At 36.6% G+C, this 24,025-nt stretch carries 30 protein-coding genes and 1 tRNA gene; 24 read left to right on the top strand and 7 right to left on the bottom strand.

Going from position 1 to position 24,025, the window contains the following annotated elements; all coding sequences use genetic code 11:
- The 3 genes from M0Q20_RS02090 to M0Q20_RS02080 form a co-directional block, all read right to left on the bottom strand.
- Positions 1 to 915: histidine kinase dimerization/phospho-acceptor domain-containing protein (locus tag M0Q20_RS02090; protein ID WP_295058381.1), on the bottom strand; the 915-nt coding region annotated here is incomplete at its 3' end.
- Positions 902 to 1,576 carry a response regulator transcription factor gene (locus M0Q20_RS02085; RefSeq protein ID WP_295058379.1) on the bottom strand — a complete coding sequence of 225 codons (675 nt, stop codon included), beginning with the start codon at positions 1,574 to 1,576 and terminating at the stop codon, positions 902 to 904. The genes M0Q20_RS02085 and M0Q20_RS02090, both read right to left, overlap by 14 nt.
- Positions 1,577 to 1,578: 2 nt before the next feature.
- Positions 1,579 to 1,938, bottom strand: coding sequence for a diacylglycerol kinase (locus M0Q20_RS02080; RefSeq protein ID WP_295058377.1), 360 nt, complete (start codon positions 1,936 to 1,938; stop codon positions 1,579 to 1,581).
- Between the two features lie 183 nt (positions 1,939 to 2,121).
- On the opposite strand from M0Q20_RS02080, the gene M0Q20_RS02075 reads away from it, so the two are divergent.
- The 20 genes from M0Q20_RS02075 to M0Q20_RS01980 all read left to right on the top strand — a co-directional run bounded on the left by M0Q20_RS02075 (position 2,122) and on the right by M0Q20_RS01980 (position 17,380).
- A complete protein-coding gene (locus M0Q20_RS02075; protein WP_295058375.1) occupies positions 2,122 to 4,047 on the top strand; it encodes an LTA synthase family protein in 1,926 nt (641 codons plus the stop codon).
- The gene (locus M0Q20_RS02070; protein ID WP_295058373.1) at positions 4,034 to 4,699 is read left to right on the top strand and encodes a phosphatase PAP2 family protein; all 666 of its coding nucleotides are present in this window, start codon (positions 4,034 to 4,036) and stop codon (positions 4,697 to 4,699) included. The genes M0Q20_RS02075 and M0Q20_RS02070 overlap by 14 nt, the downstream gene beginning before the upstream one ends.
- Before the next feature lie 72 nt (positions 4,700 to 4,771).
- Entirely contained in the window at positions 4,772 to 5,116 is a 345-nt protein-coding gene (locus M0Q20_RS02065) for a hypothetical protein (protein ID WP_295058372.1), read from the top strand.
- 292 nt (positions 5,117 to 5,408) lie between these two features.
- The gene (gene rpmJ, locus M0Q20_RS02060) at positions 5,409 to 5,522 is read left to right on the top strand and encodes a 50S ribosomal protein L36 (RefSeq protein WP_295058370.1); all 114 of its coding nucleotides are present in this window, start codon (positions 5,409 to 5,411) and stop codon (positions 5,520 to 5,522) included.
- Positions 5,523 to 5,524: 2 nt separating this feature from the next.
- Entirely contained in the window at positions 5,525 to 5,887 is a 363-nt protein-coding gene (gene rpsM, locus M0Q20_RS02055) for a 30S ribosomal protein S13 (protein WP_295010078.1), read from the top strand.
- Positions 5,888 to 5,897: 10 nt separating this feature from the next.
- Entirely contained in the window at positions 5,898 to 6,290 is a 393-nt protein-coding gene (gene rpsK, locus M0Q20_RS02050) for a 30S ribosomal protein S11 (RefSeq protein ID WP_295058368.1), read from the top strand.
- Between the two features lie 14 nt (positions 6,291 to 6,304).
- A complete protein-coding gene (gene rpsD / locus M0Q20_RS02045; RefSeq protein WP_295058366.1) occupies positions 6,305 to 6,931 on the top strand; it encodes a 30S ribosomal protein S4 in 627 nt (208 codons plus the stop codon).
- 28 nt (positions 6,932 to 6,959) lie between these two features.
- The gene (locus tag M0Q20_RS02040; protein WP_295058364.1) at positions 6,960 to 7,952 is read left to right on the top strand and encodes a DNA-directed RNA polymerase subunit alpha; all 993 of its coding nucleotides are present in this window, start codon (positions 6,960 to 6,962) and stop codon (positions 7,950 to 7,952) included.
- Between the two features lie 23 nt (positions 7,953 to 7,975).
- Positions 7,976 to 8,326: a 50S ribosomal protein L17 gene (rplQ, locus tag M0Q20_RS02035; protein ID WP_295058362.1), complete on the top strand. Its 351-nt coding sequence runs from the start codon at positions 7,976 to 7,978 to the stop codon at positions 8,324 to 8,326.
- Between the two features lie 191 nt (positions 8,327 to 8,517).
- On the top strand, positions 8,518 to 9,750 hold the full coding sequence (locus M0Q20_RS02030; RefSeq protein WP_295058360.1) for an aldo/keto reductase: 1,233 nt from the start codon (positions 8,518 to 8,520) through the stop codon (positions 9,748 to 9,750).
- A 71-nt stretch (positions 9,751 to 9,821) separates the two neighbouring features.
- Entirely contained in the window at positions 9,822 to 10,097 is a 276-nt protein-coding gene (locus M0Q20_RS02025) for a NifU family protein (protein WP_295058358.1), read from the top strand.
- A 19-nt stretch (positions 10,098 to 10,116) separates the two neighbouring features.
- A complete protein-coding gene (locus M0Q20_RS02020) occupies positions 10,117 to 10,707 on the top strand; it encodes a hypothetical protein (RefSeq protein ID WP_295058356.1) in 591 nt (196 codons plus the stop codon).
- The gene (locus tag M0Q20_RS02015) at positions 10,697 to 11,992 is read left to right on the top strand and encodes a UDP-N-acetylmuramoyl-L-alanyl-D-glutamate--2,6-diaminopimelate ligase (RefSeq protein WP_295058355.1); all 1,296 of its coding nucleotides are present in this window, start codon (positions 10,697 to 10,699) and stop codon (positions 11,990 to 11,992) included. The genes M0Q20_RS02020 and M0Q20_RS02015 overlap by 11 nt, the downstream gene beginning before the upstream one ends.
- Positions 11,993 to 12,088: 96 nt before the next feature.
- Positions 12,089 to 12,463: a (2Fe-2S) ferredoxin domain-containing protein gene (locus M0Q20_RS02010; protein ID WP_295058353.1), complete on the top strand. Its 375-nt coding sequence runs from the start codon at positions 12,089 to 12,091 to the stop codon at positions 12,461 to 12,463.
- Between the two features lie 3 nt (positions 12,464 to 12,466).
- Positions 12,467 to 12,832: an aspartate 1-decarboxylase gene (gene panD, locus M0Q20_RS02005; RefSeq protein ID WP_295058352.1), complete on the top strand. Its 366-nt coding sequence runs from the start codon at positions 12,467 to 12,469 to the stop codon at positions 12,830 to 12,832.
- Positions 12,833 to 12,835: 3 nt separating this feature from the next.
- Entirely contained in the window at positions 12,836 to 13,153 is a 318-nt protein-coding gene (locus M0Q20_RS02000; protein ID WP_295058350.1) for a YbaB/EbfC family nucleoid-associated protein, read from the top strand.
- Positions 13,154 to 14,134, top strand: coding sequence for a PDZ domain-containing protein (locus tag M0Q20_RS01995; RefSeq protein ID WP_295058348.1), 981 nt, complete (start codon positions 13,154 to 13,156; stop codon positions 14,132 to 14,134).
- 12 nt (positions 14,135 to 14,146) lie between these two features.
- Positions 14,147 to 14,992, top strand: a complete 846-nt coding sequence (locus M0Q20_RS01990) for a polyprenyl synthetase family protein (RefSeq protein WP_295058346.1) — start codon at positions 14,147 to 14,149, stop codon at positions 14,990 to 14,992.
- A 19-nt stretch (positions 14,993 to 15,011) separates the two neighbouring features.
- Positions 15,012 to 16,931 carry a transketolase gene (gene tkt, locus M0Q20_RS01985; RefSeq protein ID WP_295058345.1) on the top strand — a complete coding sequence of 640 codons (1,920 nt, stop codon included), beginning with the start codon at positions 15,012 to 15,014 and terminating at the stop codon, positions 16,929 to 16,931.
- A 197-nt stretch (positions 16,932 to 17,128) separates the two neighbouring features.
- Entirely contained in the window at positions 17,129 to 17,380 is a 252-nt protein-coding gene (locus tag M0Q20_RS01980; RefSeq protein WP_295058343.1) for a helix-hairpin-helix domain-containing protein, read from the top strand.
- A gap of 47 nt (positions 17,381 to 17,427) precedes the next feature.
- Here the strand turns inward: M0Q20_RS01980 and M0Q20_RS01975 are convergent, their stop codons facing one another.
- Together M0Q20_RS01975 and M0Q20_RS01970 are read right to left on the bottom strand one after the other, a co-directional pair.
- The gene (locus M0Q20_RS01975) at positions 17,428 to 18,108 is read right to left on the bottom strand and encodes an endonuclease III domain-containing protein (protein ID WP_295058341.1); all 681 of its coding nucleotides are present in this window, start codon (positions 18,106 to 18,108) and stop codon (positions 17,428 to 17,430) included.
- On the bottom strand, positions 18,105 to 19,013 hold the full coding sequence (locus tag M0Q20_RS01970; RefSeq protein ID WP_295058339.1) for an AEC family transporter: 909 nt from the start codon (positions 19,011 to 19,013) through the stop codon (positions 18,105 to 18,107). The genes M0Q20_RS01975 and M0Q20_RS01970 overlap by 4 nt, the downstream gene beginning before the upstream one ends.
- 56 nt (positions 19,014 to 19,069) lie before the next feature.
- On the opposite strand from M0Q20_RS01970, the gene M0Q20_RS01965 reads away from it, so the two are divergent.
- A complete protein-coding gene (locus M0Q20_RS01965; RefSeq protein ID WP_295058337.1) occupies positions 19,070 to 19,390 on the top strand; it encodes a thioredoxin family protein in 321 nt (106 codons plus the stop codon).
- Here M0Q20_RS01965 and M0Q20_RS01960 read toward each other — a convergent pair whose 3' ends face one another.
- A complete protein-coding gene (locus M0Q20_RS01960; protein ID WP_295058335.1) occupies positions 19,391 to 20,140 on the bottom strand; it encodes an RNA methyltransferase in 750 nt (249 codons plus the stop codon). It lies immediately after the preceding gene.
- Positions 20,141 to 20,264: 124 nt separating this feature from the next.
- On the opposite strand from M0Q20_RS01960, the gene M0Q20_RS01955 reads away from it, so the two are divergent.
- Positions 20,265 to 20,888, top strand: a complete 624-nt coding sequence (locus M0Q20_RS01955) for a hypothetical protein (protein WP_295058333.1) — start codon at positions 20,265 to 20,267, stop codon at positions 20,886 to 20,888.
- A gap of 21 nt (positions 20,889 to 20,909) precedes the next feature.
- Entirely contained in the window at positions 20,910 to 23,054 is a 2,145-nt protein-coding gene (locus M0Q20_RS01950) for a copper-translocating P-type ATPase (protein WP_295058332.1), read from the top strand.
- A 2-nt stretch (positions 23,055 to 23,056) separates the two neighbouring features.
- On the opposite strand, the gene M0Q20_RS01945 is transcribed toward M0Q20_RS01950, so the two are convergent.
- Entirely contained in the window at positions 23,057 to 23,785 is a 729-nt protein-coding gene (locus M0Q20_RS01945; protein ID WP_295058330.1) for a YaaA family protein, read from the bottom strand.
- 150 nt (positions 23,786 to 23,935) lie between these two features.
- On the opposite strand from M0Q20_RS01945, the gene M0Q20_RS01940 reads away from it, so the two are divergent.
- Positions 23,936 to 24,012 (top strand) — tRNA-Thr (locus tag M0Q20_RS01940).
- The last annotated feature ends 13 nt before the right edge of the window (positions 24,013 to 24,025 follow it).

Raw genomic sequence — 24,025 nt, 5'->3', positions numbered from 1 at the left:
ATCTTTTTTGGCGAGGAAGAGCAGTTGTTGAATCATTTCTTGTATGCTAATACTCTCTTGAAGGATGCTTTTTAGAACCTCTTTATACTCCTGCGGCTCTCTATCTTGCTTTAGCGCTACTTCAATCTCCCCGCGTATTACTGTCAGTGGTGTTTTAAGCTCATGTGACGCGTTGTTGCTAAAGTCTGTTATCTTATTAAAAGACTCCTCTAGATTGTTTAAAAGCTGATTGAAAGTAGCCACTAAATCTTTGATTTCAGTTGGAATCCCCTTTGTGCTTACTCGGCTTGAGAGATTATTTGCAGATATTGATTTGACCGAATATATAACTTCTTTTACAGGTGAGAGAGTTCTGTTTATAAGCATATTGGCAATAATCAAGAACACTATTAAAAGAATTGGCGTCGTAATTATTAAGCCGAAATAGAGTTGTTTTAAGTATGGAGAATCCATATTTTTCTCAATGGCAAGCTGTATAAAAACCTTGCTCTCTTCTTTGTCAAATATCAGCATAGAACTAACACGGTAAGAGTCTTTGTCAAAATAATATATACTGCCCACATGTCCAATCTCATTTAACGGTATATTAAAGAGTTCGCTATGCTCATTTGATGAGAGTGTTTGATGTTCTATTGTTTTGCTTTTTTTGTCATAATAGATGATTTTTACCAACAAAGGTTCAATTGAAAATTCGTCTATAAGCTCATCTGCTATACTTTTTGCGCTTTCATAGCCATCTTTTTTAAAGTCTGGGATAACATCTATGGATATCATCTTAAGTTCTGCATCGGTTGTGTTTAAAACCCCTTTTTTTGCCGTGTTGTAGATAAACACGCCATAAACGGACAGAACAGCTATATTTATTATGAAAAAATAAAAGAGTAGTTTTAGTTTTAGACTTTTAAACATTTTCATCGCTCAGTATGTAGCCTAAACCGCGAACAGTATGAATAAGTTTTAGGTTGTGATTTTTGTCTATTTTATTGCGCAGTCTATATATGTACACATTTATTATGTTGCTCATGCTCTCTTGTGCCATGTCACTGATATTCTCTTTTATGACAGTTTCTGTCAGCAGTTTCTTGCTGTTCCTTGCTAAAAACTCAAGCAGGGCGTACTCTTTTGCTGTAAGGTTTATCTTCTTGCCCGCGCGTTTTACTTCACGTTTTGCACTATCTATGCTTAAGTCTGCTATGCTGATAGTACTTGAAGTGGTTGAAGAGTTTCTTAGTTTAACCCGTATTCTGGCAAGAAGCTCTTCAAATGCAAATGGTTTTGTGAGATAGTCGTTTGCACCGCTGTCAAGCCCTTTGACCTTCTCTTTTAGCTCATCTTTTGCGGTAAGCATAATAATTGGAACTGTTATACTCTTTGCTCTTATATTTTTGCAGACATCTATTCCGCCAAGGCCTTGAATCATCAAATCAAGCAGAACAATATCGTAACTGTTTGTCTCGATCATATAAATGGCTTCGTAACCGTTTTCTGTAACATCTACGCTGTATGACTCTTCCTGAAGCCCTTTTTTGATAAAAGAGGCGATTTTTTCATCATCTTCTACAACTAATACTCTCATACTTATAAAACTTTTACCAAAATAGCCGTCCATGTCACTACAAAAACGACAATGCTTAAAAAAACTATGCTGCTGCCTACATCTTTTGCACGGCCTGCCATCTGATGATGTTCAAGTGTTACCAAATCCACAACTCTTTCAATGGCGCTATTTACGGCTTCGGCAATCAGCATTCCGCCAAGGGATATAAACATCAGCAGTTTGTAGGTTAGGGCTATCTCCAAAAAGAACAGCACAGGCAGTAAAACAGCGCTCAGGAGAAGTTCGATTCTAAAGGACTTCTCCGTTTTAACTATATCTTTTAGTCCATTTAGTGCATAACCTGTATTTTTAAAAAAACTGTATTTTGGCTGGTTTCTCAAATTTTCTCCTATCTATATAGAGCCTGTTTTCAATGAAACAATAGACTCATTTTATTAAAACAATATGAACACAAGATGACAATTCGTTCATACTGTTGATGAAAAAAACTTCATTTAAATTTCATTGCTGCTTCATATCTTTTATTTAATATTTTGCAATTTTTCTATTTAAGGATATTGCATATGAAAGAAAATATGACAAACAGATATAGTTTTATAAATTTGGTTTTTTGGTTTTTTTTACTTATTTCAGCGATTACAAGAACGGTGCTCCTGGTTAAATCTATCGATATAATCGAACTCTCTTTTGTAGAGATGGCAAAAATATATCTAATCGGAGCATTTTATGATTTTGTGAGTGCCGGTTATCTGGTTATCCCTTTTGTTCTTTATCTCTTTTTTATGCCGCAAAAGTTTTTTAGTCACACTATTCATCGCTATGCCGCTTATATCTTTACATATATGCTGCTTTTTGGAGCAGTTTTTTTGGCATTTAGCGAATGGTTTTTTTGGGATGAATTTAGCGTTAGATTTAATTTTATCGCAGTAGATTATCTGGTTTATACGAAAGAAGTAATAGGAAATATACGTGAGTCATATCCTATGGACGTACTTCTTAGTGTAATAGCCGCTATTGCAGGAGTAATTTTTTATATACTTTTCAAACTCGGTTATATTGAAAATATCTTAAATACCAAAAGTAGTATCAAGCAGCGCCTAAGACCTGCATTTATCTATCTTTTAATCCCTATTGTCTCCTTTGCTTCCGTCACTGATGATTTTTCAAAAATATCCAAGAATCAATACAGCAACGAACTTGCCAAATCAGGTCTCTACTCTCTTTTTGCGGCATTTAGAAATAATAGCCTTGATTATGATACTTTTTATATAACAGACAAACAGGAGAGTGTTTTTTCAAACCTAAAAAAGAGTGTTGATAGAGATGGCTCTATATTTTTAAACTCAAATGATATAACAAGAGAGATAGTCAAGTCAGGTGAAGAGAAGGATTACAATGTAGTGATGATTGTTGTTGAGAGTCTTAGCGGAAAATTCCTTCAGTCACTCGGCGGAGAGAAAGAGCTGACACCAAATCTGGATTCTCTTGCAAAAGAGAGTCTCTTTTTTAACAATTTTTATGCAACAGGAACGCGAACAGTCCGAGGGATGGAAGCAATTACCCTCTCTGTACCGCCTACACCGGGGCGCTCAATTGTTAAGCGACCAGATAATCACAACATGTACTCAAGCGGATTTATTTTTAAAAATAAAGGGTACGAAACAAAATTTATATATGGCGGACATGGCTACTTTGACAATATGAACGAGTTTTTTTCAAATAATGGATTTGATATTGTAGATAGAACAGACTTTAGCGATGAAGAGGACACTTTTCATACTGTATGGGGAGTTTGCGATGAGGATTTGCTCAATAAGAGTTTAAAAGAGGCTGACCTCTCCTACAAAGCACACAAACCTTTTATGAGTTTTGTAATGACTACCTCAAACCACAGACCATATGATTACCCGGAGGGGCGAATAGACATACCTTCACATACGGGAAGAGAAGGAGCCGTTAAATATACGGATTATGCAATCGGAGAGTTTATAAAAAAGGCCAAAGAGAAACCTTGGTTTAAAAATACTGTTTTTGTAATTGTTGCAGACCACTGCTCCACAAGTGCGGGTAAAACAGAGGTGCCTCTTGACAAATATCATATTCCGCTAATCATATATGCGCCTGAAATATTAAAACCTCGAGTCATTGATAAGGTCTCTAGCCAAATAGATATTATGCCAACCATTTTTAGTATGTTGAACTGGTCATATAAAAGCAAGTTTTACGGCAGTGATATTTTAAGCCCGTCATTTAAAGAGCGTGCGCTGATCGGTACTTACCAAAAGCTTGGTCTTTATAAAGAGAATAAGCTTCTGGTACTGTCTCCTACAAAAAAGATTAAAAGTTATGAAGTTGTTGAACAAAATATATATGACACAAAGTATAAAGAGACAAAGATATATGAACCTTTAAAAGCAGAGGCTATCAGTTATTATCAGGGGGCGAGTACTATTCATAAAAAAGGACTAGATAGATATGAGACTCAATAGGCAAATCACAGTTACGATTTTTTGCCTTTTTTCTCTGTTTTTTCTTTTTGAATTTACAAATATCGATATATTTGTTCAAAACTATTTTTATGACACAGCAACAAAAAAGTGGCTCTTGAACCATCAAAGCGGAAGCTTATTAGATATGCTTTTTTATACGGGTATAAAAAAGGCAATTATAGTTTTTGAAGTTTTAATTCTATTTTTGTATCTATACTCCTTTAGAGATTCTGTACAGGCATTAAAAGAGTATAGAAGAGGCTTGCTTATAGTCTGGCTTAGTATTGTTGTTATTCCACTTGTCATTGGAATTTTAAAATCAGTTACAAATGTACCTTGCCCATGTGATTCTCAACATTTCGGCGGAGAGTACCCATACATAAGGGTGCTTGAGAGTATACCGCAAGAGATTATAAAAAAATTCAAGTGTTATCCTGCCGGTCATGCAAGCGGCGGTTTTGCTCTTATGTCGCTGTTCTTTCTTTTTAAGGAGCAAAAAAATAGATATATAGCCCTTGTTACGGCGATTACAATAGGCTGGAGTATGGGATTATATAAGATGCTAATGGGGCATCATTACATAAGTCATACTGCAATTACAATGATTTTGGCATGGTTTTTAATTTTAGTGATTTATAAAATTGTAAAATAAATATTGCATTTTGAAATATTATTTTATAACACATCTCTTTTTTAGTAGGATGGCATTAAAAAAAGGTATAGAATGATTTTGGGGAAATGTCCATATTGCGAAGACGGTTCCGTTGAAGTGCGTGACAAAGAGGTGCGCGGAAAAAAGGTCAAACTTTATGCATGTTCAAATGCAAACTGGAAAACAGAGGATGGGGAGCTCTTTGAGCTAAGAGAGGATGCCTCTTGTGACTTTCGTATCTGGCAGAACTCACTTGCAAAATATGGAAAGTGGCTTACATATAAGGAGGTGCGCTCTCTTTTAGAGAATGAAACTATTGAGGTGGAGCTTCTGAGCAAAAAGTATGGCAAAAAAATCCACTACAACAAGCATATAGTCTTAAATTATGAGTATGGGGTAAGTGTTTTGTGGGATTAGGCTGTGACAAAAAAGAGTAAAAGCAGATAATCTTATATAAAACATAGTGCTTTAATAAATCTTTTACATTTATTTGTGTATAATCCACATCCACTTTGCTGTTTTGACATTAAGCTAGAGTATTTTTACCTATATAGTGATATATAGATAAAAGTATTGGCATGCAAACAGAGATGCTTGCCTAAATGCAGTAAAGATTGGCGTAAAGGCAAATAGTGAAGCTTATAAGAGGCTTGCTCCTCTCGCCGTTGGCGTAGCTTTTGGTAAGATAAATATAGTATAAGGACTTTCGATGAAAGTAAGAGCTTCAGTTAAGAAGATGTGTGATGACTGCAAGGTTGTCAAAAGAAGAGGCATTGTTAGAGTAATCTGCAAAGTTAAAAAACATAAACAGAGACAAGGATAATCATGGCTCGTATTTCTGGTGTTGATTTACCTAAAAAGAAAAGAATTGAGTATGGCCTAACATACGTGTATGGCATTGGTCTTCATGCTTCTCGCAAGATTTTAGATGCGACAGGTATAGACTACAATAAAAGAGTTTACGAACTAAGTGAAGATGATGTAGCAGCGATTACAAAAGAGATTCGCGCAAGTCATATTGTTGAAGGTGATCTTCGTAAACAAGTTGCAATGGACATTAAAGCACTTATGGACTTAGGTTCATATAGAGGGCTTCGTCATCGTCGTGGTCTTCCATGTCGTGGTCAAAAAACTAAGACAAATGCGCGTACTCGTAAGGGTAAACGCAAAACTGTCGGCGCAGCATAAGGATTAATAGATGGCAAAAAGAAAAGCTGTTAGAAAAAAAGTAGTAAAGAAAAATATTGCACGTGGTATATGTCATATCTCTGCATCATTTAACAATACTCTTGTAACTATTACGGATGAGATGGGCAACATGGTTGCTTGGTCTTCTGCCGGTAGTCTTGGTTTTAAAGGTAGCAAAAAATCTACTCCATTTGCAGCTCAAGCAGCTGTTGAAGATGCAGTAGCAAAAGCTCAAATTCATGGAATCAAAGAGCTTGGTATTAAAGTTCAAGGTCCTGGTTCAGGTCGTGAAACTGCTACAAAAGCAGTTGGTGGTATTGAAGGTATTCGTGTTACATTTATGAAAGATGTTACACCACTACCACACAATGGTTGCCGCGCGCCTAAGCGTCGTAGAGTATAAGGGAGATTGACTAGATGGCAAGATATAGAGGTCCAGTAGAAAAAATCGAGAGAAGATTTGGAGTTAGCCTTAACCTAAAAGGAGAGCGTCGCTTAGCAGGTAAATCTGCTTTAGAGAAACGCCCATATGCTCCAGGTCAACATGGTCAACGTCGTAAAAAAGTATCTGAATACGGTTTACAACTAAATGAGAAGCAAAAAGCAAAATTCATGTATGGCGTATCTGAGAAGCAGTTCCGTGCACTATTCGTTGAAGCAAAGAGAAGAGAGGGTAATACAGGTACAAACCTTGTTACTTTAATTGAGCAAAGATTAGATAACGTAGTTTATCGTATGGGATTTGCTTCAACTCGTCGTTTTGCTCGCCAGCTTGTTACGCATGGTCACCTTTTAGTTGATGGCGCAAAATTAGACATCCCTTCATACCGTGTTAAGCCGGGTCAAAAAATAGAGATTCGTGAAAGTAGCAAGAATAATGCTCAAATTAATCGTGCTATTGAGCTTACAAATCAAACTGGATTAGCTCCATGGGTTGATATTGATGCTGATAAAAAATTCGGCATATTTACTCGCTTACCAGAGCGTGAAGAGGTTGTTATTCCTGTAGAAGAGCGTTTAATCGTTGAGCTTTACTCAAAATAATAGTTAAAATATAAAAGGCGTAAGAGACATGAAAAAGATTAAAACTACTCCACTTGCTCCTCAAGAGTTTGAGGTAGAGCAGATTAGTGAGAATGAAGCTAATATAATGGCGTATCCTTTTGAGACCGGCTATGCTATCTCTTTAGCTCATCCACTTCGCCGATTTTTGTTAAGTAGCTCAGTCGGTTATGCACCGGTAGCTATAAAAATTGAAGGTGCTAAGCATGAGTTTGATTCAGTGCGTGGTATGCTTGAGGATATTTCAGATTTTATTTTAAACTTAAAAGAGATTCGATTTAAGCTACTTGATGATGCTACAGAGGCAGAAGTCAATTACAGCTTTGCGGGTCCTTGTACTATTAAAGGCGGCGACCTTTCAAATAGCGAAGTTGAAGTGGTAACACCGGAGGCTCATTTAGCAACACTAAATGAAGACTCTGTACTTAACTTTAAAATTAAAATAGCGCAAGGTATCGGTTATATTGCTAGTGAGGATACTCATGATGGACTAGAAGAGGGATATATAGCTTTAGATGCTTATTTTACTCCTGTTCGTAGCGCAACATATAAAATCGAAAACGTACTAGTAGAAGATAACCCTAACTTTGAGAGAGTGATTATAAACATAAGAACCGATGGACAAATTTCTCCATTAGATGCGTTTAGAAACTCTCTTGAAGTTATGTATGCTCAACTAGCTGTATTTAACAGTGAAATAAGCGTTAAGTCTCCTACTACAATTGAGAGATCTGAAGAGAGTCCTGACTTAAAGAAACTGACCATGCATATTGATAACTTAGGTTTGAGTGCTAGAAGTTTTAACTGTCTTGATCGCTCAAATATTAAACTTATAGGTGAAATAGCATTGATGAGTATAAATGATCTTAAAAATGTTAAAAACCTAGGTAAAAAGTCATATGATGAGATTGTTGAAAAACTTCAAGAGTTTGGATATGAAGTCGGCAGTGATCTCTCAGATGAGATTGTAAGTGGACTAAAAAAGAAAATAGAAGCTTCATAAGCTTGTAAAAAGAGGAATTATAGATGAGACATCGTCATGGATATCGTAAGCTAGGTCGTACAAGTGCACACCGTGCTGCTTTACTTAAAAACCTTAGTATTTCGTTAATTGAACATGGTAAAATTGAGACTACTGTCATGAAAGCAAAAGAACTACGTTCTTATGTTGAAAAACTTATTACAATTGCTCGTAGCAATGATAATAATGCTCATAAAGCAGTATTTGCGGCGCTTCAAAGTAAAGAAGCAACTAAGACTTTAGTAAATGAGATAGCACCTAAGTATGTTGATCGTGCAGGAGGATACACTAGAATTACTAGAACTCGTATTCGTCGCGGTGATGCTACTACTATGGCATTTATAGAGCTTGTATAACTAATAGACAAAAAGAGTTTACAAAGAGATATTTCATTCATATAAAATATCTCTTTTGCTTTATCTCTTTTTATAATATTGGGGCTAACTCAGCATTAAATCTACATACAAAAGAACTGCGCTTTTAAAACTTTTCATTTACTTGATGAAACTTCCCAATTCTAAAATACTTTAACAAAAAGTGAGACATTATGAGTAATTTCGCATTTGGAACTTATAGAATAAGCGATATAAATTTAGAGCACATTACGGCATTAAAAGAAGCGATAAAAGCCGGTATAACTATGATAGACACATCCCCCAACTACATGGACGGTGGAGCTGAGCGCGCTATTGCTCTTGCTTTTAGAGAGTTTGATGAAAACAAGAGAGATGAAATAGAGATAGTGAGTAAATTTGGGTATCTTCAAGGAACAAATCTACTAAACTATAAAGAGAATCCTTCAATAATCCAAAATGAAGACGAGGTAGTAAAGTATAGTGATAACTGTTACCACTCTATAGCAAAATCTTTTATGCATGAGCAGCTAAGCGCCTCTTTAGATAGATTAGAGATGAAGAGGCTTGATTGTTATCTAATTCATAATCCGGAGTACTACTTGCTAGATGCAATTAACAGGGGCATCTCTAAGGATGAGAGATTAGATGAGATGTATAGAAGATTGCAAGAAGCTTTTGTGGGTCTTGAAGAGGAAGTTAAAAGTGGAAGGATTGGCTCATACGGCATAAGCTCTAATAGCTTTTCCGTACCACAATCAAGCGATGAGTTTTTGCCTTATGAGGATTTGACGGCACTAGCATATAATGCTGCGATGATAGTAGGAAACAACACTCATAGCTTTACAACAATAGAGCTTCCGATAAATATGTTAGAACAAGAGGGGCTAAAGTGCGCTTCATGGGCAAAAGAGAGTGGCTTAAGAGTTTTAGCAAATAGACCGCTCAATGCAAAATATAACAATTTGATGTATAGACTAGCTGATTATGATGAGAGTAAAGATTACTATAACTGCTTAAATGAGCTTATGGAAGTTTGTGAAAATATGGCTTTAAAGCCACTATATAACCTTTTAGAGCAACTAGATGCAAGCAGACACAAATTCGGATGGATTGGGGATTATGATCTTTTTTTGTTTTCGCAGATAGTACCTCATATGAAAAAAACTTTAGAGAAAACCAAAGAGAGTGATACTCAAGCAATACTCAATTTAATAGAAATATTTCTTACCGAGTACAGAAAAATGGTTGCTTATGAGTGCTCAAAAAGAACAAGAGTAGAGCTAAAAGAGTTTTTTAAAGAGTGTAATGCTTCAATTCAAGAGTGCGCTATTAATTTTTTAATAAATAGAGAAAGTGTCGATTATATTCTAGTCGGAATGAGAAAGCCTTCATACGTTCATGAAATTCTTTCTTTGAGACAATAGATGATAACTTTTATCACTTGTTAAGCATTATTTGCATATCTTATGTAAATAATAAACTATGAAGGATGGTCATGATACCATTTACAGATGAAGAATTAATGGGTCCGGTAAAGAGTGTTATAGATAAGGTTCGTCCATCATTAGCACTAGACGGTGGTGATATAGAGTTTCTAACAGTAAGAAACTCAAAGGTTTATATACAGTTAAAAGGCTCTTGCGTGGGGTGTGCTAGTAGTGGCACTACATTGAAATATGGCGTAGAGAGACAACTTAAAATGGATATACACCCTGAAATAATAGCTATAAATGTACCTATAGGTATGGAAGACGAAATAGATAAGCTATAAAAATTATAAGGAGGAGAACATGGCAATAAGTAAATATAAAGTATTATCACAAGCTAAAGATAGTTTCTCCAAGTCAGACTATAAGAATGCATTAGAGAAGTTTGCTGCAGTACTACAAAATTTTCCTAATTCAAAAGAGGCGTATAACGGTGTTATACTTGCTGAAATGGCACTAAGTGGAGAGGGTGGAGCTGAAGCACTTTTTGATTACTATGAGATATTAAAAGAGGAAGACAAAGAGCAAGCAGACATCATTATGAGTGAGATTCTCCAAAATATGGATGGCTCAATGGAGAAGCTCAGTGAGGTCTTTGCACAGCCTATTCGCGATAGAATAGAGTTTGAAGATGGGATTTTATATAAAGATTTCAAAGCATTGATAGATGCAGGAGAGAGCTTTAAAGAGACGTTTGAAAATATAATGTTTTCAACTAGGGTAATTATTACTCAAAAAGAGGATTTTGTTGATTTCTTAGATAACCTTATAGAAAACGGCTTTGCGGATATGGCACTGACCTATTTGGAGAATGCGCTTAGCGTCTATCCAAGCGACGCACTACTTAGAAAACTACTCAAGAAGCTGGCAAAGGGCAAAAAAGTTGAAAATTGAACTACCCGAAGAGGAGTTTAGGTATATAACCGAAAATTCACAAGAGTGTGATAAGGAGACGGCGTTTGTACTGACCGCTCAAAACGAGAAATATCTCGAAGATGCAAAAAAAAGAGGTGCTCACTCTATTATTAGCATAAAAGATATTGCTAAACTTTTTGGAGTAGATAAGATAAAAGTTGTCGGAATTACCGGAACAAACGGTAAGACAACAACTGCAAGTGCTATCTACTCATTTTTGCTTGATTTAGGGCATAAATGCGCCTTGCAGGGAACTCGCGGTTTTTTTATGAACGATGCACTTGTTGAGGGCAAAAGCTTAACAACGCCATCGGTTTTAAACACTTACATGCATATTTATCAGGCAGTAACGGCAGGTTGTGAATTTTTTATTATGGAAGTAAGTTCGCATGCAATCGCTCAAAAAAGAGTCGAGGGCTTAAACTTTGAACTTAAAATTTTAACAAATATTACGCAAGATCATCTAGATTATCATAAAACTATCGGTGAATACATAGCAGTTAAAAACAGCTTTTTTCAAGATGATGGCAAAAAACTGATAAATAAAGATGAGCCAAAAGCATCGTTTAATTTTAAAAATACGTTTACTTACGGCATAGAAAACAGTGCTACATATAGACTCATTGCATACTCATTAAATAATGCAACAAGCGGAATAATACAGCACTTCAAAGATGTTGTACCTTTTACTGCATCTCTTCATGGTTTCTTTAATCTTTATAACCTAATGGCAGCTATTGCAGCAACTCATATACTAAGCGGTAAAAAGCTCGAAGAGGTTTGCGAAGTTGTAGATAATTTTGCGGGAGTAAGCGGCAGAATGGAGCAGGTAAGCCAAGAGCCAAATGTTATAGTCGATTTTGCACATACGCCAGATGGCATACAGCAGGTTTTAAACGCACTAAAAGAGAAAGAGCTTTTGGTTGTTTTTGGAGCAGGCGGAGATAGAGACAGAAGTAAAAGACCTCTTATGGGAAAGGTCGCTGCAAGCTTGGCAAAAAAGCTCTACATAACAAGTGATAACCCAAGAAATGAAGACCCTCAAGCAATAGTAGATGATATCTTAGAGGGTATAGAAGATAGAACTATTGCTAGCGTTGAGCTAAACAGAAGAGCAGCAATTCAGATGGCGCTTGACGAGCAGCAAGAGGATGAAGTAGTAGTAATTCTTGGAAAAGGAGATGAGTCTTTTCAAATTATCTACGATGAAAAACTTCCTTTTGATGATAGAGAAGTTGTCAAAGAGATATTAGAAAAAAAGTAATATAAATCTTAAGCGCCAAAACTTCTTGATGCGCATTATTATTTATACGATTATTTTTGATATAATTGCAAAAATTTTTAATTAAGGGTAGTATTTATGGGAATTCCTCAACCGGCATTTTATATATTTAAGTGTGAACAATCGGCTCCTCCGGGGATGCCAAAACCTTCATGTGTTACACCTGAGACACAAGACCTTTTTCAGCATTTAGCGCAAAAGCTAATGACAGAGGGCGTTATGGGTACGGTTCAGCCAATTCGTACATCATGCTTGAATCGCTGCAGTTCAGGTCCTGTTATGTTAGTTGAACCGGGACATTTTATGTATGCGGCACTGACTAAAGAAAAAATTGACAGAATTATAGAGGAACATATAATCGGCGGAAAAGTCGTTGAGGAGTATCTTATAAGTTCTGAAGTGTGGGATGAGCCTATTTCACCATGCGATATGAAAAAACAGATGGGAATGTAAAAAATGACAATAGAGATGTTGTACAGCAAAATTCATCGCGCTACCGTAACTGACGCCAACCTAAACTATGTCGGCTCTATTACTGTAGATGAGGAGCTCTTAGAGGCTTCAAAGATGAGAGTTGGACAAAAAGTTGAGATACTTAACATCAATAACGGTGAGAGATTTTCAACATATATTATATTGGGACAACGCGGCAAAAGAGATATCTGTTTAAACGGAGCGGCTGCTAGAAAAGTTCACAAAGGCGATAAAATCATTATAGTTGCATATGCCACTTATGACGAAAAAGAGTTAGAGACATATAAGCCTAGAGTTGTTCTGGTTGATGAGAACAACGACATTGAAGAAATTTTAGAAGAGATTTAAGAGATGTTTGGAAATTTGGGCGATATGGGCAAGATGCTTGAAGGAATGCAGGAGAATGCAAAGAAACTTCAAGCTGAGCTGGAGTCTAAAATTTTCAAGGTAAAAAGCGGTGGCGGTATGGTTGAAGTCACCATAAACGGAAAAGGAGAGGTTATTGATATTAATATCGATGACTCTCTTCTTAGCGACAAAGATTCACTTCAGATATTGCTTATCGGTGCCATAAATGATGCAAACAAGATGGTAGAAGATAATAGGCAAAATAGTGCATTAGGTATGTTTGGTGGAATGGGTGGTGCGAATCCATTTGGGGCGAAGTAAGTGCTTAGGCTGCTTTTAGCGCTTAATTTTCTTTTTGTAAATCTTTATGCATGTAAAGGCGGCATTGAATCCTGCAGACTTAAAACTCTTGATTCGGGAGCAATTGTAAAAAATTCGCTTCACATACCTCTTGAAAATAATCAAAAACTGATATTTTCAACAACTACGCCAAATGGAAAAATCCTCAAACATGACCCGTACCTATCCCTCTATCTAGTAGAGGATAAAAAAAATTTCAAATACCCCTTTAGAATAAATACAAATCAATCTTTGGGAACTTTCGGTGTAGACAATAGAAGTGTAATCGAGGGTAAAATAGTACAAAAACAGCTTGGACTTAATCGTTTTGCAACATTTAGCGAGGCTCTTTTTGCACCAAGCCTACTCTTAAACAGCTGTTGTGCACTAGAGGGAATCGTAACAGAGCGCGGGATAATTGAAAAAGAGTACATTGAGCATTTTTTAAATAGTAAAAAAGTAGCCTACGGGAATTTTGGCATAAGAGTTAAAGATATTGGTTCTGCAGTAACTGTTAGTAGCTCTAACCCATTTTTTAAAGAGAATCCATTTAAAAAAGATGACATAATTTTAGAGCTAGACGGAAAAAAAGTCAAAGATAGCGCACTTTTTATGAGAGATATATTATTTAGTGAAGTAGGTTCGCTTCACAGCGTAAAGATTAAACGCGGCAATAAGATACTCACCGTAAGCGTAAAGAGTCAAAATAGAGTAGGTGGTGGGTATTTAAGCGATACTTTTTTAGAATCTTTAGGAATATCTTTTGATAAAAATCTTTGCATTATTAAAATAGAAAAAAAAGCGCAACAGTATGGATTAAAATTAGGCGATAAGCTGCTTGAGGTAAACAAAAAAGGGGTAAAAAACGAGGAGGAGATAGCAGAGCTAATAGACAATCCCAAAAAGAGTGCGTATCTTCTTTTTACAAGAGAGCATTTTCAGTTTTTTGTGAAAGTAAATTAGGTAAAATTTCATATGCACAACTTTGAGAATTTTTTATTAAATCATTTACCGACTTCAAAGAGTATTCATCCGACTTATGAGAAGGCAGTTCAAAAAATGCTTCTTGCAGGCGGTAAGAGATTTCGTCCTGCACTTTTGCTTGGGGTTGTAAATGCGTATAACCCGCTTTTAATAGGTGGAGCTTATTATGCAGCATACGCAATTGAACTTTTGCATACTTATTCACTTATTCATGATGATTTGCCTGCTATGGATAACTCACCGCTTCGCAGAGGAGAACCGACTCTACATGTGCTTTTTGATGAGGTAACTGCAATCTTGGCAGGCGATGCGCTCAACACCTACTCTTTTGAGGTTTTAAGCAATGCCCCCTTCTCTGACTCAACAAGAGTTGCGTTAATAAGAGAGTTAGCACTCAATGGCGGACTCAATGGAATGGTTTTAGGTCAGGCGATTGACTGCTATTTTGAAAATAGAACTCTTAGCATAGATGATGTAAGAGTGCTACACACAAATAAAACGGCAAAACTGATTGCAACTTCTCTTAAGATGGGTGCAATTATCGTCCAAGAAGAGGAGTTAGCAGATACTCTTTATGATTTTGGGATAAAACTTGGGCTTTTGTTTCAAATTCAAGATGATATCTTAGATGTAACTCAAAGCTCAGATGAAGCGGGAAAACTGACAAATAATGATGAGACAAAAAATAGTTTTGTAACGCTTTTAGGACTCAAAGAGGCGCTAAAGGAAGCAGATGAGCTAGCAGATACACTTACAAAAGAGATAGATAAGTTTGATGAGAAGTTAAAAAACGAATTCTTTGAACTCTTAAGACAATATATAAACAGACATAAATAAACTAAACAAAGGCAATATAATGAGTAATGTAATGCGTCAAAAAATGGCAGATACAATTAGATTTTTAGCAGCAGATATGGTTCAGCGTGCAAATTCAGGACATCCAGGTGCACCGATGGGTCTGGCTGATATTGCAGTTGTATTAAGCGAGCATCTAAAGCATAATCCTAAAAACCCATCTTGGTTAAACCGCGATAGAGTTGTTTTTTCAGGCGGACATGCAACAGGTCTGATTTACTCGCTTTACTATCTTTGGGGATATGGTTTAGAGATTGATGATTTGAAAAACTTTCGTCAGCTAGATTCTAAAACTCCCGGACACCCTGAATCTGGACACACTAAAGGCATAGAGATTACTACCGGACCATTGGGGCAAGGTGTTGCAAACGCAGTCGGTTTTGCTATGGCTTCAAAATTTATGGGCGCACAGATAAACTCAGACACAGCAAAGGTTATAGATCATAATGTGTATTGTCTTTGCGGTGATGGAGATTTAGAAGAGGGTATAAGTTATGAGGCCTGCTCTATTGCTGGACATAACAAGCTTGATAATCTTATTCTTATTTATGATTCAAATCGTATTACAATAGAGGGCTCAACCGACTTAAGCATAAGTGAAAATATTCGCCTTCGTTTTGAGGCGCAAGGCTGGGATGTTTTAGAGTGTGATGGACATAACTATGATGAGATTGACACTACAATTACAACTGCAAAAGAGAACAAGAAGCCGACAATCATTATCGCAAACACTATAATAGCAAAAGGTGCCGGAAAGCTTGAGGGCTCTCATCATTCACATGGTGCTCCGCTAGGGGCAGATATAATTGTGCAGGCTAAAGAGGCAGCCGGATTTGATGCGACAAAAAGTTTTCATGTAGATGAAGATGTTATGGCTCGTTTTAGATGCGCAATAGAGAGCGGAGATTTACTTGAGCGTGAGTGGCTTCATAGCCTTAAAACTCTTCCGTTAATGGAGCAAAACGAGACTCTAGAAGCTCTGCAAAATCCAGACTTCTCAAGAATTACTTGGCCTACTTTTGATAAAGCAGATGCTACAAGAAGTACAAACGGAAAAATTTTAAATGCTATTGCAAAAGCTCTTCCTAGTTTTTTAGGCGGAAGTGCAGATCTTAGTCCTTCAAATAAAACTGAGCTAATTGATATGGGCGTTTATCCAAAGGGTAGAAACATCTACTTTGGTATCCGCGAACATGCAATGGCATCAATTACTAACGCTATTGCTCTTTATGGACCGTTAATGCCTTTTAGTGCTACATTTTTTGTATTTTCAGACTACTTAAAACCTGCAGCAAGAATCGCAGCCCTCTCAGGAATACAACAATTTTTTATCTGGACACATGATAGTATCGGTGTAGGCGAAGATGGACCGACTCATCAACCTATAGAGCACCTAAGTCAGTTTCGTGCACTTCCAAACTTCTATGTTTGGAGACCTGCTGACGGCGCTGAAAATGTAGAGGCTTGGAAGATAGCTCTAGAGATGAAAAGCTCTCCATCAGCTTTTGTCTGTTCGCGTCAAAACCTCTCAATTTTGCCGCCTGCCGTAAGAGGGAGTGCTTCTAAAGGCGGATATCTTTTAGCTTCCGATACAGATGCCACTATAACTTTGATTGCATCGGGCTCAGAAGTTGAGCTTGCTCTTAAAGTGAGAGATGCTCTTAATGCAAAAGGCGTTGAAGCAGATGTTGTCTCAGTTCCATGTTATGACCTCTTCATCGAACAGGATAAAACATATATAGAGTCGATAATTAAGCCAAATAGTAAAAAAATAGCTATTGAAGCGGCTCGCGGCTTAGAGTGGTATAGATTTGCCGATGAGGTTATCGGTATGGATACATTCGGTGCTTCTGCTCCTGCAGATAAGCTTTTTGAAAAATTCGGTTTTTCAGTAGAGAGCATCATAGAAAAAATCATATAATTTTATATAGGCAAATTTTGCCTATATAAAAACAGCCTATATTCATAAAACTCACTTTACTAAATATTTTTATTACTAATCCATTTATACCTCAATTGTCAAAAACTTTAATAATTTATTAGATTTTATTAATAATTAATATCTATTTTATATTACAAAAAGTATAATTTAACATTTTAAATTAAAGGAAGTTAAAAATGAAGTTGTTATCACTACTAATCTTAGGTGCTGTTTTGTGTTTTGCAGCGGTAGATATTAATAAAGCAGATAAAGCTGAACTAATGAGCATTAAAGGTATCGGTGAAGTAAAAGCGGATGCGATTTTAGCATATAGAGAAGTAAATAACTGTTTTAGCAATATAGATGAACTAAAAGAGGTTAAAGGTTTTGGCAATAAGTTTTTAGAAAAAAACAGAGATACAATCGTGGCAAACGGCTGTAAAAAGTAAAAATGGCTTCTGTTATCCTGAGCTTTACTTGGGATCTAGCATAAGATTTATACAAAGAGTTTATTTTTTAAAAAGCATCCTGCACCGTAGGGTTTTTTAGAGTAGAACTCTTTGCCGTGTTTTACTATTAGGGCATGAAACTCTTGATAGAGTATTAGTAGCTCTCTCTCATCTTTTACGTACTCTTTTATAGAGCTCTCAATCATACTCTTTATCTCGCCATATTTTGTTTTTTCGCCAATTAAACCAAGCTCAAGCAAGAGCCTTTTTGTGTACGCATCAACTTTAAAGTGTAGTTGATTGTACCCATATAAAAGTATAGAGTCTGCCGTCTCCTCCCCAATGCCAACAATACTTAAAAGTGCTTCTCTTGAAGGGGTAGCGCCGTTGAGTTTTTTGTAAAATGATATAAACTCTAAAATATATCTCGCTTTTTGGTTATAGTATCCGGAGGGTCGAATTGCCTCTTTAAACTCATCAATATTCATCTTCTTTATAGCCTCTACATGTAAGGCATTTTTTTCATATAGATTATTTAGTGACTTAACTACAGAAGTAAATGTAGTATTTTGAGTAAGTATTGAGCCTAAACATACTTCAAATATCTCATCGCTGTTTCTTGGAAAAGTGTAATCTTGTTTATGATACCCATAACCGAGAATTGGCCACCAACCTTGAGGGCCGTAATGTTTATATAGTGTTTTGTAAATTTTATATATTTTATTCATAGATAAGTTAGTACCTTAATAGCCGCAAAAAGCACACCCAAAAAGATGAGCGAGGAGATAAAAACAAGTGCGGTAGCAACTTTGGGTTTACAATCATAAAGAGAGGTAAGATTAACATTAGCAATGGCAAGGGGCATCATAAGCTGCATAAAAATTATCCCCTTTATCATGGAGTCAAGCTCTATATTATAAAGAATTAAAAACGAAATACCCGGCAGAAAGAGAAATTTTATACCCATTACCCAAATAACAAGCCTCTTACTTATTTCTTGTATCTTCGTGCCATAGAGAAAAACACCAAAAAGAAATAGCTGCATAACAATAGAAGCATAAGCTCCCATCATAAGCATATTTAAAATATTTCCACTTGGTCTGTAGCCATACATACTTAATGCAATAGCCGCTACCGCTGCCCAAAGAAGTGGGAGTTTTAGTATATTTTTCAGTGATGTTTTAACATCAAAATTTCCTCTTGAGTAGTAATAAACTCCGATTATATAGACAATTAAAATATTCATAAGGTTTATAACGGTTGTGTAGGGAATAGACTCCTCGCCAAAGATAGCGATGTTTAACGGAATGCCTAAGTTTCCCGTATTGCCGATTATTGCCGCAACGGTTGCGATGGAGTACTCTTTTTTATCAAGAAAGAGTTTTCGTGCAATTAAAGCAGAGATAAAAAGAACAACAATGACTATTAGAAGGTAGAGAGAGGGTGCAAAGAGAAGCGTGACATCAACCGGACGAACTAAAAGACCCCAAAAGGTTAGGAAAACTTGCAAGAAGTATACATTTATAAGCGTTATTGTTTTATCATCAATAGCATCTTTGAAGCTCATTTTTGCGCCAAAGCCAATAACAATAAATATGTAAATAGTTAAAACTGAAAATAGTATTGAACTCATGAAGAGATTATAACAGATAGTGTATAATTTCACACCAAAAAAAAAGGTGCCAACTTATGCAAAGTATAGATGAGATAAAAAAAGAGATTGAAGAAAATCCGGCTGTTCTGCTCTACTTTTCGGCTCCTACCTGTAGTGTTTGTCATGCACTAAAGCCAAAGCTTCTAGATGCAATAAAGAGTAATTTCGGCGAGTTTAAAATAATAAGTGTTGACACTTCAATTGAGCAGGAAGTTGCCGCTCATTTTAGCGTTTTTGCTACTCCTACAGTTTTGGTTTTTTTAGGAGGTAGAGAATTTTTGAGAAAGTCACGTAACATGAGTGTAGGGGAGGTGATTAAAGAGATAAAACGCCCCTATGAAATCATGATGAGTTAACTACTGCATAAAGGCGATAAGCGAAGCTGTAACCGCAACATTAAGCGACTCTACTCCTCTGTTCATTGGGATATTTATGGAGTCGTTGCAAAGTTCTTGAACCTCTTTTGAGACTCCTTCACTCTCATTTCCTAAAACAAATATAGATTTTTGGCTCTTTTGTATATCGTAGATACTCTTTTTTGCATGAGAACAGAGCAGATAAATTTTTACATCTTCTAAATCTTTTAAAACTTCATCTAAGGTATTGCAGTAGTATATAGGGAGTTTAAAGAGTGTACCCGCACTCGCTTTTATGACAAGCGGAGAGATTTTTGCACTGCTTTTTTTAGGAAGTATGACTCCATCGACATATCCGGCTGCACATGAGCGGATAATCATTCCGAGGTTTTGAGGATTTTGGATGCCGTCTAGTGCGAGAAGTTTAAATTTTTTAAGATTTTTTATCTCATTTGCGTTTTGATATGAGTTTGCAATGATGTCAATAGCCACGCCTTGATCCTGTTTTGCATTTTTACTTATGCGGCTTAGGGCATTTTTATCATGGTAACTCACTTCAATATCTCTTTTTTTTGCAAGCAAGAGGATGCTATTTACTGCACCGTCAGGTTTGTTGGAGTTTGACATATGAAGTTTATGAATATCTACACTCTCATCTTGTAAGACTTCAATAACGACATTTCTACCATAGAGTGTGATTATCTTCTCAAAATATGCTTTTTTCTTTTTGTACTCTTTTGAATCTTGCAAAATGAACCTTCTGTTTATATTGTTGGAATTCTACACTATTTTTCTATTTTATTCTATTTAGGCAAAAAAATGCTTAATTGGCAAAATAGTGCTATACTCTAAAAAAGAGAAATCGGAGAGTTTAATGGATAGTAGAATTGAGGAGATAGCCGCACAGATTAAGACTCTTGAAGATGAGCTTATGGTAGAGCTTAGAAAAAAGCAGAGTGAATTTTTTTATACGCTTGAGGATAAAAAAGTAAGATTTAAAGAGAGTGTTATAAAGGAGGGAAGATTAAAAATAGAGAGCTCTATTAAATATCTCTCCTCTTTTCCTGTTTTGGCAGTTCTAACTATCCCGTTTATCTGGTCTATGATGCTACCGGCGCTTGTGGTTGATATCTTTGTTACTATCTTTCAAGCAGTCTGCTTCCCGATATATAAGATACCAAAAGTAAAAAGAAGTGATTATGTAGTTATTGATAGGTTTAACCTCTTTTACCTTGATAGGGTAGAGAAGATAAACTGTCTTTATTGCGAATATTTTAACGGTGTAATTGGATATACAAGAGAGGTAGCGGCAAGAACAGAGCAGTTTTGGTGCCCTATAAAGCACTCAAAACCGCAGATAGACATGCACTCAAGATATGATAAGTTTTTTGATTTTGGGGATTTTGATACCTACAGAAAAGAGCTAAAAGAGAGAAGATCAAACTTTAAAGATTTGGAAGAAGATACAGAGGATAAAATAGATGTAAGTAAATCTTAATGAAATAAGGAAGGTAACGACATGAAAACGAGCGCAAAAAAAGATAATGAAGCAACCCAATATACCTGCCCCATGCATCCAGAGGTGATTCAAGCGTATCCGGGAAGCTGCTCTAAGTGTGGCATGGCACTAGAACCGGTTATCGCAACAGCAAATGAAGAAAATATAGAGCTGAGAGATATGAGTCTTCGTTTTTATATTAGTGCAGTTCTCTCTTTTCCTGTTTTTGTTTTGGCCATGAGCGTAGATATGATGCCTTGGCTACTTCCTGATTTTTTAAGTATGAAAATGGTTCAATGGATAGAGTTCTCTTTAGCTACGCCTGTTGTCTTTTGGGGAGGCTGGCCGCTTCTTGTGCGTGGCTATAAATCTTTACAAACTATGAATCTAAATATGTTCACGCTTATTGCCATAGGTGTTTTAGTTGCTTGGATTTATAGTGTCATTGCTATGTTTATTCCGCGTATTTTCCCGCCTATAATGCAGATGCAAGATGGTTTAGTTCATGTCTATTTTGAAGCAGCGGCAGTGATTACAACACTTGTTCTTTTAGGTCAAGTTCTCGAACTTCGTGCACGCTCACAAACAAATACAGCCATTAAATTACTGCTAGAGCTTGCTCCAAACAAGGCACGTATAGTAAAAGATGATGGAACAGAAGAGGATATAGCGTTAGAGAAGGTTCAAGTCGGAGATATCTTGCGTGTTCGCCCCGGTGAAAAAATTCCAATTGATGGTGTTGTTATAGAGGGCGAGAGTAATGTTGATGAGTCGATGGTTACCGGTGAGCCCGTTTTGGTTAAAAAGTTTGCAGGCGAAAAACTCATAGGTGCTACTATTAATGCTAACGGAAGTCTGCTAATGAGAACAGAAAAAATTGGTGCAGATACTCTACTCTCACAAATCATAGATATGGTCTCACATGCACAGCGTTCCCGCGCACCTATACAAAATTTGGCTGATGTTGTCTCAGGATATTTTGTACCTGCCGTGCTTCTAATTAGCGTTGTTACATTTATTTTCTGGTGGATATGGGGACCTGAGCCTCGCTTGGCATATGCCATTGTAAGTGCCGTCTCAGTGCTTATTATAGCCTGTCCGTGTGCGCTTGGTCTGGCTACTCCTATCTCAATCATGGTAGCAACGGGACGAGGAGCTACGGCAGGAGTGCTTATAAAAAATGCCCAATCTTTAGAGATAATGGAAAAAGTCGATACCTTAGTTGTAGATAAAACAGGGACGCTTACAGAGGGAAAACCTAAGCTAATAAAGGTACATGTAGAAGATGGCTTTAGTGAGGAGAAGCTCTTAGGATTAGTTGCAAGTTTAGAGATGGCTAGTGAACATCCATTGGCAGAGGCTATTGTAAATGGGGCAAAAGAGAGAAAGCTTGAGCTTAATAAAGCAGAGAACTTCCAATCTCTAAGCGGAATGGGAATAACAGGCGAGGTTGACGGAGGGGCAGTTGCAGTAGGTAATCTAAAACTGTTAGAGAGTCTAAAGATAGATGTTGATGAGTTGTCAAAAAAAGCAGATATAGAGCGAGCAGATGGCAATATTGTTATGTTAGTTGCTATTGACTCAACTGCAGCAGGCTTTATTGCCGTTGCAGACCCTATCAAAGAGAGTACGGCAGAAGCTATTAGTGATTTGCATGCACAAGATATAAGAGTCGTGATGCTCACAGGCGACAGCCGTGCAACAGCAGAGATTGTTGCAAAAAAACTCGGCATTGATGAGGTGCATGCAGAGGTGTTGCCTGAGCAAAAAGCAGAGATTATTAAAGAGCTTCAAGCAAATGGGCAAACTGTTGCCATGGCAGGCGATGGCATAAATGATGCTCCGGCACTCGCGCTAGCCCATGTGGGTATTGCTATGGGGACAGGTACTGATGTGGCAATTCAGAGTGCGGGTATAACTTTGATAAAAGGTGATTTAAGAGGCATTGTCAGAGCAAGACTCTTAAGTAGAGCAACAATGAGAAACATAAGACAAAATCTCTTTTTTGCCTTCTTTTACAACTCAGCAGGAATTCCAATCGCTGCCGGACTGCTCTATCCGTTTTTTGGCGTACTGCTCTCACCAATGATAGCGGCAGCTGCCATGAGTTTTAGCTCAGTCTCTGTAATTGCTAACTCACTTAGGCTCAGAGGGGTAAAACTATAATTTTATTCTGTAATGTTGTAGATAATCTCTGTTTTGTTTTTTACAACCCTAATCTCTGCTACGCTTAAACCCTCTATCTCTAGAGCCATAAACTCCTTCATCGAGTTTATGCTCTTTTGCGCAACCGCTCTTAAAACCAGACCTCTATAAGCCTTTGCCCAATGACTTACTGCTTTGCCATTTTTTAAAAACTTCAGAGTCGTGTATGGTTTTTTTACTTCGTAAAATTTATCATAGTATCCTGCGCGTAAATCTAAAATATCAGAGCTGTTTAGATATAAATCAAGCTGATATGAAAATCTATCCCTATAAAACTTATCCGGAACAAATTTTCCTATATTGCTACCTTGTTTTACTTTATAGTTAGCAATAGTGTCACCGCCAAGAAGAGGACCGTAAAGGTTTGAGAATATTATTGTATTAGATTTCAGATACTCTTTTTGGGCGTTATCAAGAGAGCTAAAATCTAGATATTCATATGCAACACCGCTATATCGCTCAATCGCATACATTAACTCAGTGTTAAATATATCAGCTATATAGGGTTTAGAGTCACTAAATTTTTTAAAGCCAAATAGCTCTTTAATAGTATCTTCATCTGCACTATTGACAATACTACTATACTCATTTAGTATCTCTTGCCTTGCTTCATTAGATCCAAAAAGCTCTTTTTTGGACTCTTTGCCTCCGGTTTTTTTGCCTTCAGCGGGTGAAAATAAAATTTTTAGCATCTATGCCAACCTCTTTAATTATTAATAACACTATTTATATGTGGGCAAATAATAACCAATTTTTCTTAAAGAAGTAAGTATGATAAATTTTTAGTAAAAAACTCTTGACATTGAAAATATATTGCACTATAATTCTGGCTCAAATTCGATGCCGACATAGCTCAGTTGGCTAGAGCAGCTGATTTGTAATCAGCAGGCCCGGGGTTCAAATCCTCGTGTCGGCACCATTGAATTCGAGAA

This window comes from Sulfurimonas sp., assembly GCF_023229025.1.
Taxonomy (GTDB): domain Bacteria; phylum Campylobacterota; class Campylobacteria; order Campylobacterales; family Sulfurimonadaceae; genus Sulfurimonas.
The sequence above is the reverse complement of the archived record's forward strand: the minus strand, read 5'-3'. Positions and strand labels throughout refer to the sequence as shown.

Coding starts and splice junctions, on each gene's coding strand:
- M0Q20_RS01970 (WP_295058339.1), bottom strand. CDS start 19,013: ATGAGTTCAATACTATTTTCAGTTTTAACTATTTACATATTTATTGTT.
- M0Q20_RS01980 (WP_295058343.1), top strand. CDS start 17,129: ATGAAGTTGTTATCACTACTAATCTTAGGTGCTGTTTTGTGTTTTGCA.
- M0Q20_RS02070 (WP_295058373.1), top strand. CDS start 4,034: ATGAGACTCAATAGGCAAATCACAGTTACGATTTTTTGCCTTTTTTCT.
- M0Q20_RS02030 (WP_295058360.1), top strand. CDS start 8,518: ATGAGTAATTTCGCATTTGGAACTTATAGAATAAGCGATATAAATTTA.
- M0Q20_RS02075 (WP_295058375.1), top strand. CDS start 2,122: ATGAAAGAAAATATGACAAACAGATATAGTTTTATAAATTTGGTTTTT.
- M0Q20_RS01945 (WP_295058330.1), bottom strand. CDS start 23,785: ATGCTAAAAATTTTATTTTCACCCGCTGAAGGCAAAAAAACCGGAGGC.
- rpsM (WP_295010078.1), top strand. CDS start 5,525: ATGGCTCGTATTTCTGGTGTTGATTTACCTAAAAAGAAAAGAATTGAG.
- M0Q20_RS02010 (WP_295058353.1), top strand. CDS start 12,089: ATGGGAATTCCTCAACCGGCATTTTATATATTTAAGTGTGAACAATCG.
- M0Q20_RS01990 (WP_295058346.1), top strand. CDS start 14,147: ATGCACAACTTTGAGAATTTTTTATTAAATCATTTACCGACTTCAAAG.
- M0Q20_RS02020 (WP_295058356.1), top strand. CDS start 10,117: ATGGCAATAAGTAAATATAAAGTATTATCACAAGCTAAAGATAGTTTC.
- M0Q20_RS02065 (WP_295058372.1), top strand. CDS start 4,772: ATGATTTTGGGGAAATGTCCATATTGCGAAGACGGTTCCGTTGAAGTG.
- M0Q20_RS02000 (WP_295058350.1), top strand. CDS start 12,836: ATGTTTGGAAATTTGGGCGATATGGGCAAGATGCTTGAAGGAATGCAG.
- M0Q20_RS02085 (WP_295058379.1), bottom strand. CDS start 1,576: ATGAGAGTATTAGTTGTAGAAGATGATGAAAAAATCGCCTCTTTTATC.
- M0Q20_RS01965 (WP_295058337.1), top strand. CDS start 19,070: ATGCAAAGTATAGATGAGATAAAAAAAGAGATTGAAGAAAATCCGGCT.
- rpmJ (WP_295058370.1), top strand. CDS start 5,409: ATGAAAGTAAGAGCTTCAGTTAAGAAGATGTGTGATGACTGCAAGGTT.
- rpsK (WP_295058368.1), top strand. CDS start 5,898: ATGGCAAAAAGAAAAGCTGTTAGAAAAAAAGTAGTAAAGAAAAATATT.
- M0Q20_RS02040 (WP_295058364.1), top strand. CDS start 6,960: ATGAAAAAGATTAAAACTACTCCACTTGCTCCTCAAGAGTTTGAGGTA.
- M0Q20_RS01950 (WP_295058332.1), top strand. CDS start 20,910: ATGAAAACGAGCGCAAAAAAAGATAATGAAGCAACCCAATATACCTGC.
- rplQ (WP_295058362.1), top strand. CDS start 7,976: ATGAGACATCGTCATGGATATCGTAAGCTAGGTCGTACAAGTGCACAC.
- M0Q20_RS01975 (WP_295058341.1), bottom strand. CDS start 18,108: ATGAATAAAATATATAAAATTTACAAAACACTATATAAACATTACGGC.
- panD (WP_295058352.1), top strand. CDS start 12,467: ATGACAATAGAGATGTTGTACAGCAAAATTCATCGCGCTACCGTAACT.
- M0Q20_RS01955 (WP_295058333.1), top strand. CDS start 20,265: ATGGATAGTAGAATTGAGGAGATAGCCGCACAGATTAAGACTCTTGAA.
- rpsD (WP_295058366.1), top strand. CDS start 6,305: ATGGCAAGATATAGAGGTCCAGTAGAAAAAATCGAGAGAAGATTTGGA.
- tkt (WP_295058345.1), top strand. CDS start 15,012: ATGAGTAATGTAATGCGTCAAAAAATGGCAGATACAATTAGATTTTTA.
- M0Q20_RS02025 (WP_295058358.1), top strand. CDS start 9,822: ATGATACCATTTACAGATGAAGAATTAATGGGTCCGGTAAAGAGTGTT.